Annotated in this window: 14 protein-coding genes; 7 read left to right on the top strand and 7 right to left on the bottom strand. The window is 62.4% G+C overall.

The window, feature by feature from the left end; genetic code table 11:
- Positions 1-59: 59 nt before the first annotated feature.
- From NKI54_RS05210 to NKI54_RS05200, 3 genes are read right to left on the bottom strand one after another with little or no spacing between them, the layout of a single operon-like run.
- The gene (locus NKI54_RS05210; RefSeq protein WP_352636048.1) at positions 60-2381 is read right to left on the bottom strand and encodes a xanthine dehydrogenase family protein molybdopterin-binding subunit; all 2322 of its coding nucleotides are present in this window, start codon (positions 2379-2381) and stop codon (positions 60-62) included.
- Entirely contained in the window at positions 2378-3361 is a 984-nt protein-coding gene (locus tag NKI54_RS05205) for an FAD binding domain-containing protein (RefSeq protein ID WP_352569152.1), read from the bottom strand. The genes NKI54_RS05210 and NKI54_RS05205 overlap by 4 nt, the downstream gene beginning before the upstream one ends.
- Positions 3358-3843, bottom strand: coding sequence for a (2Fe-2S)-binding protein (locus NKI54_RS05200; RefSeq protein ID WP_352690809.1), 486 nt, complete (start codon positions 3841-3843; stop codon positions 3358-3360). Before NKI54_RS05200 ends, NKI54_RS05205 begins: the two co-directional genes overlap by 4 nt.
- Positions 3844-4564: 721 nt before the next feature.
- On the opposite strand from NKI54_RS05200, the gene NKI54_RS05195 reads away from it, so the two are divergent.
- Complete coding sequence (locus NKI54_RS05195; protein ID WP_023677324.1) at positions 4565-5197, top strand: TetR/AcrR family transcriptional regulator; 633 nt, start codon at positions 4565-4567, stop codon at positions 5195-5197.
- 18 nt (positions 5198-5215) lie between these two features.
- On the opposite strand, the gene NKI54_RS05190 is transcribed toward NKI54_RS05195, so the two are convergent.
- Positions 5216-5656 (bottom strand): lipid-binding SYLF domain-containing protein, encoded by a 441-nt coding sequence (locus tag NKI54_RS05190; protein WP_352451439.1) that lies wholly within the window; start codon positions 5654-5656, stop codon positions 5216-5218.
- A gap of 265 nt (positions 5657-5921) precedes the next feature.
- Between NKI54_RS05190 and NKI54_RS05185 the strand changes: the two genes are divergently transcribed.
- Positions 5922-6863 carry a hypothetical protein gene (locus NKI54_RS05185; protein WP_352569151.1) on the top strand — a complete coding sequence of 314 codons (942 nt, stop codon included), beginning with the start codon at positions 5922-5924 and terminating at the stop codon, positions 6861-6863.
- Positions 6864-6909: 46 nt separating this feature from the next.
- On the opposite strand, the gene NKI54_RS05180 is transcribed toward NKI54_RS05185, so the two are convergent.
- The 3 genes from NKI54_RS05180 to NKI54_RS05170 all read right to left on the bottom strand — a co-directional run bounded on the left by NKI54_RS05180 (position 6910) and on the right by NKI54_RS05170 (position 10612).
- Positions 6910-7230, bottom strand: a complete 321-nt coding sequence (locus NKI54_RS05180) for a hypothetical protein (protein WP_352569150.1) — start codon at positions 7228-7230, stop codon at positions 6910-6912.
- 255 nt (positions 7231-7485) lie between these two features.
- On the bottom strand, positions 7486-9045 hold the full coding sequence (locus NKI54_RS05175) for a serine hydrolase (protein WP_352587108.1): 1560 nt from the start codon (positions 9043-9045) through the stop codon (positions 7486-7488).
- Between the two features lie 133 nt (positions 9046-9178).
- The gene (locus tag NKI54_RS05170; RefSeq protein WP_352587111.1) at positions 9179-10612 is read right to left on the bottom strand and encodes a coiled-coil domain-containing protein; all 1434 of its coding nucleotides are present in this window, start codon (positions 10610-10612) and stop codon (positions 9179-9181) included.
- Between the two features lie 443 nt (positions 10613-11055).
- On the opposite strand from NKI54_RS05170, the gene NKI54_RS05165 reads away from it, so the two are divergent.
- From NKI54_RS05165 to NKI54_RS05145, 5 genes are all read left to right on the top strand, one after another.
- Positions 11056-11796 carry an ATP-binding cassette domain-containing protein gene (locus tag NKI54_RS05165; protein WP_254819718.1) on the top strand — a complete coding sequence of 247 codons (741 nt, stop codon included), beginning with the start codon at positions 11056-11058 and terminating at the stop codon, positions 11794-11796.
- A 55-nt stretch (positions 11797-11851) separates the two neighbouring features.
- Complete coding sequence (locus NKI54_RS05160; RefSeq protein WP_023677317.1) at positions 11852-12913, top strand: ABC transporter permease; 1062 nt, start codon at positions 11852-11854, stop codon at positions 12911-12913.
- Positions 12914-12964: 51 nt separating this feature from the next.
- A complete protein-coding gene (locus NKI54_RS05155; RefSeq protein WP_023677316.1) occupies positions 12965-13969 on the top strand; it encodes a sugar-binding protein in 1005 nt (334 codons plus the stop codon).
- A 47-nt stretch (positions 13970-14016) separates the two neighbouring features.
- Complete coding sequence (locus tag NKI54_RS05150; RefSeq protein ID WP_352451446.1) at positions 14017-14766, top strand: glucose 1-dehydrogenase; 750 nt, start codon at positions 14017-14019, stop codon at positions 14764-14766.
- Between the two features lie 183 nt (positions 14767-14949).
- On the top strand, positions 14950-15861 hold the full coding sequence (locus tag NKI54_RS05145; RefSeq protein ID WP_352636044.1) for a DUF930 domain-containing protein: 912 nt from the start codon (positions 14950-14952) through the stop codon (positions 15859-15861).
- The last annotated feature ends 111 nt before the right edge of the window (positions 15862-15972 follow it).

Genomic DNA, 15972 nt, shown 5'->3' with positions numbered 1-15972 from the left:
CCTCTGCCCTGCCGGGCATCTCCCCCGCGAGAGGGGATTGGCAGTTCTACCGCCTCCGCCTAAATCAGCTTCTCCAGCGTGATCGGCAGATCCCGCACCCGTTTCCCGGTGGCGTGGAATACCGCGTTGGCGATCGCCGGCGCCACGCCGACGATGCCCAGCTCGCCGACCCCCTTGCCGCCCAGCACCGAGGAATGCGGATCGGGAATACCGACCGAGATCACCTCGATGTCGGGAATGTCTGCATTGGTGGCGATGAGATAGTCGGCGAGGTTGTTGTTGACGATGCGGCCGTGGCGGCGGTCGACGATGCCTTCCTCGAGCAGCGCCTGGCCGATGCCCATGATGATGCCGCCCTTCCACTGGCTTTCGGCGAGCTTGGGATTGTAGAGCCGGCCCGAATCCAGCGCCGACACCACGCGGGAAACGCGAACCGTGCCAAAGTCCTCGTCGACGCGGACTTCGATGAAATGCGCGCACCAGCTGTGGCGGGAATAGTCGCCCTCGGTGTGCGGCAGCGCCATGGCTATGGTGGTGTAGTTCTTGTAGCGGTCCTCGACCGTCGAATTGGCCGGCATGGTGTCGCCCTTCGCCTCGATATGCTCGCGCCCGACGCTGCTGAGCAATTCGGCGATCGAAACTTCCGGGCCGTTGCCGCGCGGTGAAGCGATGCGGCCATTGGCGACGACGAGCGTGTTGGCCTGCAGTGCATGGAACGGCGAAGCCGGATCGCTGATGGCGAGCCCGATCAGTTGGTCGAGCGCGGCACTCGCCGCCTTGTGGACGGCGCCGGTCATCACCCCGGCCAGCCGCGAACCGCCGGTGACGCCGGCACGGGCATAGCGGGAATCGCCAAGCTTGACGACGACGTTTTCCGCCGGCACGCCCACCACCTCGGCGGCGGTCTGCGCCAGGATCGTGTAGGTGCCCTGCCCCATGTCGATCGATGAGCTTTCGACCTCGACCGAGCCGTCGGCGAGAATGCGCACGACCGCCTCGCCATAGGCGCGCCGCACCGGGTAGGTGCCTGCCGCGACACCCCAGCCGATCAGCTGGTTGCCGTCGCGCATCGAACGCGGCCGGGGGTTCCGCTTCGACCAGCCAAAGGCTTCGGCGCCGGCCGCGAAGGCCTCACGCAGCTGCCGTGTCGACCACGGCTTCTTCGCATGCGGATCCTGCTCGGCATAGTTCCTGAGACGGATTTCCAGCGGGTCGATACCGACCTCATAGGCGAGCTCGTCGATGGCGCTTTCGATGCCGAAGGCGCTCGGGTTCTCGCCCGGCGCGCGCAATGCCCCCGGCACCACCGTGTTGACTCGCACGACGTTCTGCCGCGACGAGAAATTCGGCGTCGCGTACATGACCGAGGTGACCGAGCCGAGCGGCTCGACCCACATGCCGTCGACCGAGGTCTCGTTGACGCCGCGATGCACGATCGACTGGATCTGACCCTCAGCGTTGGCGCCGAGCGCCACGGTCTGGCGCGTCGCCGCCCGTCCGCCATAGGCGGTGAAGGTCTGCGGCCTGGTGACCGCCAGCTTCACCGGCCGTCCCAGCATTTTCGCGGCGACTGCCGCTACAGCGCCGTAGCCATAGGCAAACGCCTTGGAGCCGAAGCCGCCGCCAATATAGGGCGAGACCAGTCGTACATTCTCGAACGGCACGCCGAACCATTCGGCATAGGTCCGCGCCATGCCGTCGAGCCATTGGCTCGGCTCCCAGACCGTCAGCTGGTCGCCCTGCCACTTTGCGATCAGGCCATGCGGCTCCATCGGCGCCTGGTATTCGCGCGGCGTGTTGTAGGCGTTGCAGATCCTGACCGGAGCCGAGGCGAACGCTGTCTCCGCCTCGCCCCATTCCTTGGTCATCGCATCGACCGGGATGCCGTCGCCGGCCTTTGGATCGCTGAGGTCGACGATCGCCGGCGCCTCGTCATAGGCGATCTTGACCAGCGTCGCGGCGGCGACCGCCTGCTCGAAACTCTCTGCCACCACCGCCGCGACATGCTGGCCGCTGAAGGTGATGTCGCGCGCCAGCGGGCAATAGGCGACGTCCGGCGGCGGCGTGCCCAGCCAGTCCGTTGCGGTTCTCAGCGGCAGGATGTTGTCGGGCGTCAGCACCAGCAGCACGCCGGGCGACGCCTTGGCCGCGGTCGTGTCGATCGAACGCACCCGGCCGGCGGCAATGGTGCTCTCGACCAGCACCGCATGGGTAAGCCCCTCGAGCTGCTGCTCGACGGCGTATTTGGCGGCACCGGTGATCTTGGCCGGGCCGTCGACGCGCGACAGCCGGCCGCCGACCTGATCGGCGAGGACGGCACCGTCCGAAGCGTCGCCGCGTTTGGCATCGCCGGGTCTTGTTCTCAACTCGTGAACGGTCATGCCGTTTCTCCCATTTTGAGGATGGCGCGGGCGACGACGCGTGGCGCCAGTTCGATCTTGTAGTGGTTGGCGCCATGGTCGACGGCGCCCTCGACGGCGAGCAGGCTGGCTTGCCTGACGACCTCCGGCTCGAGCACTTTGCCTTTCAGCGCCTCTTCGACGGCAAGGGCGCGCCATGGCTTGGTGGCAACGCCGCCAAGCGCGACGCGCAGATCGCGAATTGTCCTTCCGTCGGCCTCGAATTCAATGCCGACCGCAGCACTTGCCGCGGCGAATTCATAGGACTGGCGGTCGCGGACCTTGAGATAGGTCGAGCCGCGGGCGGCGGCCGAAACGGGAATGCTGATCGCGGTGATCATCTCGCCGGGCTCGATCGCATGTTCCCTTTCGGGCGTGCTGCCAGGCAACAGGAAAAAATCATCGACGGCGACCTGACGGTCGCCGAGATGGACGATCGCGTCGAAGGCGACGAGTGCAACCGCCAGGTCGCCGGGATAGGTGGCGATACAGGCCTCGCTGGTGCCGAGCACGGCATGGCCGCGGGTGACGCCGCCGATCGCCGAGCAGCCGCTGCCGGGCGAGCGCTTGTTGCAAGCGGGGAAATTCGCCGGATCGCGGAAATAGGGGCAGCGCGTACGCTGCATCAGATTGCCGCCGATCGTCGCCATGTTGCGCAGCTGAGCCGACGCCGCCTGCCACAATGCTTCCGAGACTGCGGGGAACCGACTCTTGATATCGGCATGGTCGGCGACGCGGCTCATCCTGGCCAGCGCGCCGATCGTGGCGCCCCGGTCATCAACGGCAATCGTGTCCAGTCCCTTGAGATGGGTGATGTCGACCACGGTCTCGGGTTCGGCAACGCCGCATTTCGCGAGATCGACAAGCGTCGTGCCGCCGGCCAGAAGCATGGCGCCGGGAAGTGCTGCTGCCTCACGGGCTGCATCGACGGAGCCGGCGCGGAGATACGAAAAGTCCCTCATGACGCGGCCTCCACGGCCGCCTGGCGCACGGCGGCGACGATATGCGGATAGGCGCCGCAGCGGCAGAGATTGCCGGCCATGTATTCGCGGATCTTCTCATCCGAGCCGGCATGGCCTTCGCGAATGCAGGCGACCGCCGACATGATCTGGCCCGGCGTGCAATAGCCGCACTGGAAGGCATCCTGTTCGAGGAAGGCGGCCTGCACCGCATGCAGCGTGCCATCCTCCCCGGCAAGCCCTTCGATGGTGGTGATGTCCCTGCTTTCAGCCTGAGTGGCAAGCGTCAGGCAGGCCAGCACGCGTTGGCCGTCGATATGAACGGTGCAGGCGCCGCACTGGCCCTGGTCGCAGCCCTTCTTGGTGCCGGTCAGGCCGAGATGGTCGCGCAAGGCGTCGAGCAGGGTAACGCGCGGTTCGACCTCCAGCTCATGTCGATGTCCGTTGATTCGAAGTTGGATTGGAGTTCGGGTTTTGCTTGTCATGGGGCGTCTGGCTCCAGTTGCTTGACGCGGGAGGGGATAATCTGGTGCCCGGCCAGCGAGCGGCAAGATCAGCTTATGGCTAGGTGAGCTAATCTCCCCCCTTGCGGGGGAGATGCCCGGCAGGGCAGAGGGGGGTCGGTTCGACTTGGCGCGAGCTCCGGGAAGGCTGCGGCTTGCGAGGTCGAAAGACGTGACATACCCGATCCCGTGATTACATGAGAAAGGCGCTCCACAATCGGAGGCGCCTCCGCTTATTACCTAAGGGCCTGCTCCGCCCTGTTCAAGCCCAGGATCGAAAATGATCAAAATTGGAGGAAATTGGCAGGGCAGCCGGCCGTCATGCCTGGAGACAAAAAAGCACCACCGGCCCAAGCCGGTGGTGCTCTCTGAACTGTCTGTAGGGGCAGGACAGTCCAATGATCCTGAGGGGATCGTGCTCAACGTGGGCTCATTTTTGCCCCACGGCATCGGCCGAACAGATGACGAGTGCCGGCCGCGAGGAAATATCCTCCGTCGTCATCCACCGGACGTCATCCACCGGCCGTGCACCGGAGGCGGGCAAGATGCCTCCGCCTGCCGGAACGCCGGCCCAGACTCGATCCTGTGATTATATTTACTTGCGATTATATTTGTCGGAGACGTAACGAAGGTGGAAGCGTCTGCGTTCTTGAGACGGGGCCTGCCTGTCCGGTTATGCTTCGGATCAACACTGGAGAAAAAATTGGCCGCGGAGCCGCCCGTCATTTCTGGAGACAAAACCGAAGCCGCCGTTGCAAAACCGCTGCGCGCCGACGCGCAGCGCAACCGCGATGCGCTGGTCGAGGTCGCGGCAAAAGCCTTTGCCGCGCAAGGTGTCGATGCCTCGCTGGAGGAGATTGCGCGCCAGGCCGGCGTCGGCATCGGCACGCTCTACCGGCATTTCCCAACCCGCGAGCACCTGGTCGAGGTGGTTTATCGGCGCGAAGTGGAAGGACTGTGCCAGGCGGCCGACGAACTCGCCCGCGATCATGCGCCCGACATGGCGCTCGAACAATGGATGCAGCGCTTCGTCGACTACATCGCCACCAAGCGCGGGCTGTCGACAAGCCTGCGCATCCTGCTCACGACCAACTCAACCCTGTTCTCCGACGTTTCCGGCAGGGTGACGCTCGCCTTGCGGCGGCTGATCGATGCCGCGGTCGCCGACGGCTCGATCCGCGGCGATGTCGATGCCTCCGACGTGCTGCATGCGCTGGGCGGCATCTATTCGGCCCCGGACACCAAGGACTGGCGCGACCGCTCGCGCCGATTGGTGTCGCTGCTGATGGATGGGCTGCGGTTTGGAGCGGCCAAATCCGGCCCATCCAAGGAATAACGAATGCAGTGACTGTCCTTATTTCAGCGAGATGCTCATACCGCTGAGATCGGCATTGACTTGCAGGCCTACCTGCCTGCCCGTGAGTTCGAGTTGGGCACCCTTGTCATTGGTCATGACGATCACCTGGGCTCCTTTGCCGAGCGCGCCGCCACCGCCCGCTGCACCGTACACCCCCGTCACATCCCGGGCGCGGCGTATGTGGCGCACGGTACCTTTGAAATAGGTCTTGGAGGCGCCGAAGGCGAGGCCGCCCGAGATGCCGCCGACCGAGATGGGATATCGGCGACCATGGAAGGTCAGTGTGCCCTCGCCTCCGGAGCCGCCGATGAAAAAGGCCGCCTTGTAGACGGCGAAGCGGATCGTACCGCTGTCGGCATGCGCGACGCTGGCAAAGCTAACTGCCGCCGCAGCGATGACGGCAACTGCGACTGAACGAAATCTGGACGAAATCTTCATGATGAGAACTCCTCAAGATCGCCGCATGCCCAGCCGGCCGGGCACGTCGGCGTCGTATCAAAGTCATAGCTGAACAGTCTCGCCCGTCATTGGTTCCAAGCACGCGGCCTGAATCCGGCTGCGAGAAGACCGCCACGAAACGAGGCGGATGGCGAGCATAGTCCTGGCTGTAAGAACAGTGGCCGAATGGTGGGGATGATCGTAGGTGTTGAGGCGGAATGGTATTAGTCTGCGCTGTCTGGGGTTTCGGGAGCGCGGCAAAGGAATGGACTTCAACTCACGACATGGCTACCTGCTGATCGGTGGCCTGATCCTGGTCGGTGCCGGGCTCCTGGTCGTTTCGCTGATCGTCAATCTTCGCGTGGCGCACAGTGTGCGTGACGACGTACGCCATCGTGAAAAGCTGCTGGAATATTATCGCAATATCTTTTCGCAGCTGGGCGTGATCCTGATCGGGATTGGCGTGTCCCTGTTCATCTTCTTTTTTCAGCAGAATTATCAGGACCAGCGCAAACGCGAAACGGAGCTCCAGCAGGTTCTCGCCAAACTGGCGGCGCGTGTTGCCCGCGGCAGCGCTGTCGTGGAGGCCCTCGGCGAATTCGACGCGCTGCTGGATGATGGCGGCGCCTATGTCAGTCCGGAACACGGCGGAAACAATGCCGCCGTCAGCGCCCACGGAACGGCGCTCGCCAAGCAGGTTTCGCAGATCCTTCTGGTCGAGCGCGACGTCGATGTTCAGGGGTTCGATATTCTCAATCTGTCACGCGATTTCGAAGCATCGTTCGTCGTCAACGAGCTCAACCCAATGCTATGGTTCAACATCGTCCGGGACGAGAGCGACATCAAATATGCCACTACCCAGATCGCCCTGGATTACAAGGACCTGCAGGATGCGATCGGCGGCGAGCCGATCGAGGTTGCGATCGCCAATCCCGAAAAGGAGCGGAAGATCAAGCGGGAGGTGCTCGACGTCTTTTATGATGCCGATCTGCTGCGCCAGCGCAGCAGGCGGTTTCTCGGCCGCGCGTGCTGGCTTTTCAGCAACGGGCGCGGCTTCGTCAAGCTTGCACCGGCCAATGAAATCGAAGCCGATGCCAGATCGCACCAGGAATGGCTCGACCGGTCGAAACCCTTCCTGACGAAGGCGACATCGGGCAGCGGCGATTGCTTCAAATTGCTTCAGTACGGCCCGGCGTCTTTGAGTTGAGAACGAGCCAAACACTCAACGACCAGGTTCGACCCATTGCGGACGATCAGTCAGGCGCCACAAACGCGTATGACTTCATCAGATCAAGTGTTGTCTCGGCGCGTACAGAAAGGTTGTCTGGCACCTCGATCCGAACGAGTAAAATGTCTGTTCCTTGATCAATTCCGAACAAAGCGGCAATCGGTCGGGGACCATCGAAATGGCACGATGCCCATCGCTGTGGAGATGCATCTGTATCGGTTTCTTTGAGCTCGTCTTCGAGAATCCTACGCAATCCGACATCAAGGGCCTCGCCAGCCATGTGACCGAGTTCATCGATCAGCGGGTTCCAATTAACTAGCCAGACCCAATTCTGCACCCAGGCCACCTGCTGGTCTCCAATTTGGGACGAAAGCCGACTGGTCTCGTTAGTCGGTCTTTGCATGATTTGTCGAATCCGCTATCGGCGATTCCTACCATAATAAGCTTGACTGCTTTTTGACCATCTCGGCTGTTGGCGGCAGCCAGCTGATTGAATTTTGACCTAAAGCGGTTCAGCTTTTGATAGTCGCTGACCCGCTCCAAATATCTGTTTTTACGCAATTATGGACGGAAAGCCGCTCCGCACTTTCCTGGAATTGCTCTAATCTCCCACGCGCCGCAGCGTGCCGAGATGATTGTCGTCGAGAAATTCGACGGTCATGGCCGACGCCTTGCCGTCGGGGCCGACCGCAAAGCTGACGGCCGAGGGCCTGTCCGGCATCTCGGCATCAGGGAAGGTCACGAAGAGCTCGCGGTCGAAATGCTTCAGGGAATAGGACCGCGCACCGGCAGGCCCGACCTTGAGGACAAGAGTGTCTCCTTCGCCCGATACAATAGCTTCGCCGAAGAAGTCGTTGAAGTAACGGCCTGCATAGGCCCTGGCCGGCTCGACGGGACTTGCTGGAGAGGGCGGCGCGGCATAGGTGGCCTTGGCCGCCGCAATCACCGGGCCGAACATGCTCGCATAGATATTATTCCATGCCTTTACCTTATCCTTCCCCAGCGTTCCGTCGAAAACGAGATCGGCGAAGCTGTCGGACAGCCCCTCCGGCACGCCTGTCGGAAAGGCGTTGGCGACGACGACGATGCCAAGCTTCTCCTCGGGGAAGAGCATCACCAGGCTGCGTGCGCCGGCGCTGAAGGCGCCCGCGTGACCCCAGATCGGCCCGTGCCGGCCGAATTCGATATTCCAGCCGAGGCCGTAGAAGGCCTCGCCTCCGGAGACGGGATTCTTGCCGCGAGCCGTCAAGGGAATATGTGTCTGGTCCAGCGCATCGGCGGCAATGAGTCTCTTGCCGGCATAGACCCCGTTGCCGAGCACAAGGCGCATCCATTGCGAGAGGTCGCGTGCGGTGGAACTGACGCCGCCTGCTGGCGCCTGCGCATCCGGATAGCGCTGGACTTTCGCGGTCCAGGCGCCATCGATTTTGGCGTGAAGCTCGGCGCGGTTGGCGTGCTTGATGAAGTCCGAATGACGGGAGCTGGTCGAGGCCATTCCAAGCGGACGGTAGAGCTTCTCTTCGGCGACCTCTTCCCATGATTTGCCCGTCGGCTTCGCGGCCGCGACGGCACCCTCGGTCAGTCCGAAATTGCTGTAGGAATAGCCGGCACGAAAGCTCGATGACGGCAACACGAACCGCAGCCGGCGCAGGATCTCCGCGCGGTCATAGCCGATGTCCTCGAGGTCGTCGCCGGCGGTGCCGGGAAGCCCGCTGCGGTGCGCAAACAGGTCGCGGACCGTGAGTTCGCTGGTCGGATAGGGCTGGGCGAGCCGGAAAGCCGGATCGAGGTCGGCGATCTTGGAATCCCACGAAGCGATCCCGTCGCTGACCAGCGCCGCCACGACGGTGGCGGAGACCGGCTTGGAGAGCGAGGCGATCTGGAAGACCGTGTCGGCGTCGACGGCCTCCGGCTTACCGGCCTCGCGATGTCCGAATCCCTTGAGGAAGATCACCTCGTCGCCGTGCACGACGCCGATGGCCAGACCGGGCACGCTACCATCCGCGACGACGCCTTCGGCAAGCAATTCGAGCTTCGCAAGGGCCGCGGCGATCCTGTCTAGTGGGATGGTATCGGCCGACGCCGCTTTCGGCAAAAGCACCATGATTGCGATGAAGGCCAACCTCCAACGGAGGTGGTTCCGGTTTGTGAATAGCCGCATGCTCAGCCCCCTCCGCCTCCCGGCGTGCACTATCGCAGGCCGGCGCCGGGAAGGCCAGCCTCACGCTCGACCCACCATCCATTGACGGATGTCCGCTTCACACCAGTCGAAATTCAGACAGCCGCCGCCTGAGCTAGGATGCAGCACGCAGGCGGAGGCGCCGTCTGCTGGCGCGGGCCTTCTCCGCCACCGCGGCGGTGATCTCGACCACGCCGTCTTCACGCGGTCTGGCGTTGGTGACCTTGTGGAGCCGCTCATAGGGTAACAGTTCCTTGACCCGGGCTTGAAGCGACGCGACTTCGGCTCGCAGATCCTCGCATTCCTGCCTCTGGACGTCGAACTGTATCTGTTCGGAAGCCTGCTGCAGGGAAAGCTGCGAAAAATTCGCGCTGATTGCGGAAAGGTTCATCTTGTCGTTTTCGCTCTCCTTCGTGAGAGCGGACAATTTTTGCTCGACAATTTGCTTTTCGGCCACCGCGTCGCTCGCTTGGGCCTTGAGCCTGGCGATCTCGCTGGCGGCTTCGCTGTTCTGGTTGGAGGCGGCCTCCAGCCGCGATCGAAGGTCCTCGATTTCAGAACGCAAGCCGGTCATCTCCGCGACACTGCGTGAAAGCTCGGCTTCCCTGTCACCGTCCCTGAGGCGGGCCGCTTCCGTTATTTCCGATAGCTTTGCCTGCGCCATATCGAGCGATTTCTGCAGCCGCATCTCCTCTTTCTCGCTCTTGCCAAGTGCGGCCAGCAGTTCCGAAACCTGCGCGGCGTCATTGGCATGGACAGTCGAGAGTTCGTCCAGCCTGTGCCGGGCCTCGGCCTCCCGTTTCAGCGCCTTGTCGAGGTCGATCGACAGGCTGACATGTTTTTCCCGCAGCATCTCGTTCTCGCGCGAGCGTCTGTTGGCCTCGACCGCTCTGGCCGAGAGCGTTTTGACAAGCTCGCCGAACTCGGCTTCGCGTTTTGCGCTCGCATTGCCTGCCACGACGAGTTCCAGCCTTGCCGCCGCCAGCGCGCCGCGAAGTGCTTCCTTGTCCTCGACCAGGCTCGCCTCGTGCTGCTGCAGGGCCTCGATAGCGCTGTCGCGCTCGCGCTGCTTTCTGGTCGCTTCGTGGAGCTGTTCGGACAGCACTCTTTGCTGCGCGGTCAGGCCGGTATTTGCCAGCTCCAATTCGTTGGCGCGAAGAATGTCGCCGTGGAGGAGTTTTAGGAATTCGCCTGTCAGATGATGCGAGGTCGCGATCTCCGACAGTTTCGCATTGATCTCCCCCAGATACTCCTGCGCGTCGTGAAAGAGCCCATCGACCGCACTTAAGGCAGCCAGCCGGGTTTGCGTATGGGGGGACAGCCGTCGTGCGGTCTCGAAGGCGTCCGCATTGGCCTCGAGCTGCGAGCTGTCATCCGTTGCCGCGAGATTCTCATCCGACACAGTCTCATCCGGAACAGTGACGTCGTTCAACGGCGACTGATCGTCCACGTTGAGACATTCGCTAAACGCATCCGCCAAATCGGTTTCGAGCTCCTTGAACGCTCTCTCCACAGTCTCGGCACGCTTGATCAAACCTTTGAAATTCATGACCGAATATCCCTCTCGTGCAGCGCCGTTAAGGAGCGGACTTTCAACACTTGACCCTCGCCTCCCCCGAATGCGGGTTCATCTCCTGACGTGCGCTCTGGCCGACGCACGCTAGGGACAGGCTTGGCCACTGTCCTCGTGTGTTTGAATGACGTGTTCTGCCGCGCTCCATGCCCGAGGCGTTGGCACCGCTCGAAAAATGCCCACTCATTTCACCCGAAACGGATATGAACCGGCGCAAGCATGAGGATCGCCTGGTGACTGTTGTAAGGATCGGCCGAGCGCCTCGGTGCTCTGCAGCAGCTACAAGTCACACTCGGACGAGGCGCGTTACGGCCGGGAGGCCTGACCTAATAAATGATTGTGTTGAATACGTTTCGCTGATTAGCTGCTGTGCATTGACCAGGGACAAGACCGATAAATGTTGTCCCGGGAGGACCGCGATGCCGGTGCTTGAGGTTCGCCACGTCTCCAAGAATTTCGGGGCTATCCAGGCCCTGACTGACGTCAGCTTCCAGGTGGAGCGAGGCGAAGTCGTTGGTCTGATGGGGGACAACGGGGCCGGCAAGTCGACGATAGTCAAGACTGTGGCCGGGAATTTTCCTCCGAGCGACGGCGAAATTGTAGTCGAGGGCGAGGTGTGCCACTTCCACCAGCCCGTGCAGGCCCGCGCCAAGGGGATCGAAGTTGTTTATCAGGACCTGGCGCTCGCCGATAATCTGACGGCCGCGCAGAACGTCTTTCTGGGGCGCGAGATCAAGAAAGGCTTCTGGCCGATCAGGATTCTTGACAAGCAGGCGATGATCGATCGCTCGGCAGCGCTGTTCAAGGAACTCAAATCGGAAACCCGGCCGCGCGACCTCGTCAGGAAGATGTCGGGTGGGCAGCGCCAGGCGGTCGCCATCGCGCGGACCCGGCTTTCAAATGCTAAGCTGGTGCTGATGGACGAACCAACGGCCGCCATCTCCGTGCGCCAGGTGGCGGAAGTACTCGAACTGATCCGACGCCTCAAAGCACAAGGAGTCGGCGTCATGCTGATCAGTCACCGAATGCCTGACGTGTTCGCCGTGGCAGATCGCATTATCGTCCTCAGGCGGGGCTCGAAAGTTGCCGACAAGCCAGCCGACAAAACATCGCCCGAGGAAATCACTGGACTGATAACGGGGGCCATCCGTGGCGAATAGTGTTCAGGAGTCAGTTGGCGTTCAGGGCTCAGTCGAAGAACATGGCCGGCCGGCCATGTCGGATTTCGTTCCGACCAAGGAAAAAACAGTTCTCCAACGTGTGATTTCAAGTCAGCCCTTCTGGGTGACGATCGCGCTCATCGCGCTCGTCATGTTGATGACTGCGATGGAGCCGAGCTTCGGCACCTCTGAAAACGTCGCCAATGTGACGCGCAACTTCGCACCTTTCGGCATCATGGCACTTGGCATGACGATCGTCATCATCACCGGCGGCATCGATCTGTCGGTCGGCTCCGTCATGGGTCTCGTGGTCATCGTCGCCGGCCTGTTCCTCACCTGGCATTATCCCTGGTACGTCGCCTTCGCCATGGGCCTTTTCTCCGGTCTGGCCTGCGGCGCGGTCAACGGATTCTTTGTCGCCTATGTCGGGATGCCGTCCTTTGTGGTCACCCTCGGCATGCTGTCCGTCGCGCGCTCGCTGGCGGTCGTATTCTCGGCCAACCAGATGCTCTACCAGTTCGGGCCCGATGCTCCGATCGTGAAGGCAATCGGTCAGTGGAAATGGCCGCGGCATGGTCCGAACGACTGGGCACCGCATTGGATACCAGAACTGTCGTCACAATTCTGGACCATGGTGATCTTGGCCCTGATTGTCGGCTTCGTATTCAACTTCACAGCCTGGGCCCGGCATCTCTTCGCCATCGGCGGCAATGAGGAGGCGGCACGGCTCACCGGCGTTCCGGTCAACTGGATTAAATTCCAGGCCTATGTCTTCTCGGCTTTCACCGCCGCGCTCGCCTCGCTCCTGCTCCTCGGCTATAACGGCTCGGCCATCAATGCCATGGGCCAGGGCTATGAGCTGCGCGTTATCGCCGCGACAGTCATTGGCGGCGCCAGCCTCATGGGCGGCGCCGGCACGGCCTTCGGTGCGATCATCGGTTCGGCCTTCCTCGAGGTGATCAGGAATGCGCTGCTGATGGCCGGTATCGATTCAAATTGGCAGGGTGCCTTCGTCGGCGCCTTCATCGTTCTTGCGGTTCTTTTGGGCATGCAAACCGGCGGCAAATCGATTCTCGCCGCGTCGCTGGCAGTCTTGATGCCCAAAAAACGCCGCTAGAAACCCGCCGGCGGGAGGCTTGCGGGATCACACCCAGGAGGAGAACGTCACATGAAAAAACATCTGCTGACGGCCGCCGTGGCGCTTGGCGCAATGGTGCTCGCCGTTTCCGGCGCCCAGGCGAAATACACCTTCGCCCTGGTGCCGAAGAACATGAACAATCCTTTCTTCGACCAGGCACGCGACGGCTGCAAGAAGGCCGAAGCCGAATCCAATGGCGCCGTGGAGTGCATGTATATCGGCCCCGGCGAACATGGTGGTGGCGACGAGCAGGTGCAGATCGTGCAGGACCTCGTGGCCAAGAAGGTGGACGGCATCGCCGTGTCGCCATCGAACGCCGCGGCGATGGCGGTTGCGCTGCAGGCCGCCAAGGAAGCCGGCATCCCGGTCCTCACCTGGGACTCCGACCTCCTGCCCGAGAACAAAGATCTGCGCGTTGCCTATATCGGCACGCACAATTACGAGATCGGCGAGAACCTCGCCAAGCTTGTCATGCAGATCAAGCCCAAAGGCGGCACGATCTGCATCCAGTCCGGCGGCGCCGCGGCGGCCAACCACAACGAGCGCATGCAGGGCATTCGCGATACACTTTCGGGCACCAAATCGGCGGCCTCGCCCGGGGATCGGCTGACGGGCCAGAACGGCTGGACCGAAATCGAAGGCTGTCCGCTCTACACCAACGATGATTTCCCGCTTTCGGTGCAACAGTTCGAGGATATCATGGCGAAAAACCCGAACCTCGACGCATTCGTCCCAACCGGTGGCTTCCCGCAGTTCATTCCCGATGCCAACCGCGCCGCGGTCGCACCGTACAAGGACAAGATCGCCTCGAAAGCCCTGGCCCTTGTCGTTGCCGACACGCTTCCGGTACAGATCGACCAGATGAAGGAAGGTTTCTCCCTTGGCCAGGTCGGCCAGCGGCCGTTCGAGATGGGCTACAAGACGATGATGGCGCTGAAGGAAATGAAGGAGGGCAAGGCTCCGCCGGCCGACCCGACCTACACGGGCCTCGATGTCTGCACTCCGGAGACAGCCGACACTTGCGTCGCCAAATAGTGCTTTTGGGCGGGAGGAAACTCCCGCCCTTTTCATAGGGGATCTCAATGCCGGAATTGTTCTCGCTCAAGGGCCGTGTCGCATTGGTCACGGGTGCCTCGCGTGGTCTTGGTTTTGCCATGGCCAAGGCACTTGCGGAAAACGGCGCGACGGTGATCGTCAATGCGCGCGACATGGCCGCCCTTTCCGCGGCCGCCGAAAGGATCGGTGCAGAAGCCCTGCCGTTCGATGTCACCGACGCGGCGATCTCAAGGGCGTCGCTCGAAGGAATCGTCGAACGCCACGGCCGCCTCGATATTCTGGTCAACAACGCCGGCATCCAGCATCGGAAACCGTTAGTCGAATGGCAGGACGAGGATTTCAACCATGTGGTTGCCGTCAATCTGTCGGCTTGCTTCCGCATGATGCGCGACGCGGTGCGCCTGATGCTGCCAAACAAGTTCGGGCGCATAATAAACACCGGATCGGTCGCAGCGATCCTTGGCCGTCCCACCATTCACGCCTATGTGGCGGCAAAGGCGGGCCTGCACGGGCTGACACGCTCCACTGCCGCTGAGCTGGGCCGTCACGGCATCACCGTCAACGCGATCGCCCCCGGCTATTTCGCCACCGAGCTCAACACCGCACTTATGCGCGACGAGGCCTTCACCAAATGGGTCGAGGCACGAACCCCCGCGGGCCGCTGGGCCCAGCCTGAGGAGCTCGGCGGAGCCGTGGTGTTTCTCGCCTCCGACGCTGCCGCTTACGTCAACGGGCACGTGCTGGCGGTTGACGGCGGGCTATCGGTTTCCCTGTAATTTCAACCGGTGACACCGTGCCGGCAGGGCGTGCGTGCTAGCCGCCTGAAATGACGACTTGCTGCATCCGCTGCTGGCCCGGTCCCCTGCACGGACGCCGACGCCAGACGATTGGATGACGCGCCGTATTGCAGCCGCCGACTTTCGATTCGCAACGGGTTATTTCGACGTCCGGCGGCATCGATGCTTGATGCCGCCAATATTTCATTCCACACACCGGTCACGATGATAAACGACATACGGGATCAGCGCCGGGTACTCGGGTGGGCCTTGCCCACCTCGATTGCGCTGCATCTGCTCATCGTCGCGCTTTTGTTGTTCGGACTGCCGGCAACGCTCTCGCAGCCAGGGAAGGAGCAGCCCATCGCAGTGGATATCGTGCCGCCGCCTAAACCGCCGGAAAAAACCAAACCTCCGTCCCCCGCTGAACCGCCCAAGCCGGAAAAGCAGCCGGAAGCCAAGGTCGAGACCTCGGCGAGCCGTGAGGTCGCCGCGCAGAGACCTGTCTTCCAATTCGGTGAGAAGGACGCCGGTCCTCGCAAGTCTCTGGACGGCAACAGTGCGGAGGATGGTTCGGAACAACCGCCAGCGCCGCAAGATCCCAATAAACAGGACCTTGCACAGGCGCCGGACGTGACCGCGGTCGGCGGCAAAGTCTCGGCTCCGTCGCCTGGCGCTTCACCGCCGCCGAAGCCCAAGCCAGCGGATGTCGCCAAAGTGCAAAGGCCCTTGAAGCTTCAGGAAGCGAAGAGATTGTTCTCGAAATCAGCAACCGGTGATCCGGTAGCGACAACCGCGATGAAAAATGTGCCGCGCGCCGTGCGGATCGGTCAGCTCTGCAACACGGAACTCGCACAGCAATTGGTGCACGCGTCGCCCCCCTATTTCCCAAACAGCCTGCTTGAGTATCGGCTGAAGGCCGGCACGGTCATGAACGTCGCCAGTGCGCCGTTCCCTGCAAACGGGCAGTGGTACGATCTGAGCTTTCGCTGCGAGGTCGACCCGGACGCGACGAGAGTCGTGTCGTTTGCCTTTCGTGTTGGAAATCCGGTGCCGCGCAGCGAATGGAAGCGCCGCGGGTTGCCCGCCGAATAGGTGGTCGAGGCGACGGAGGCTGGCTGGCCGGCGCCATCAAATCCGGCCGGCGATGTCTTCGCGCGCTCCGGGCTGCCGAACCAACACGCGCCAAAAGTGGCTTTCGTCAGC

Source organism: Mesorhizobium sp. M0663 (genome assembly GCF_040320585.1).
In the GTDB taxonomy this organism is placed as follows: Bacteria; Pseudomonadota; Alphaproteobacteria; order Rhizobiales; family Rhizobiaceae; genus Mesorhizobium.
This window is presented reverse-complemented; position numbering and strand designations above follow the sequence as displayed.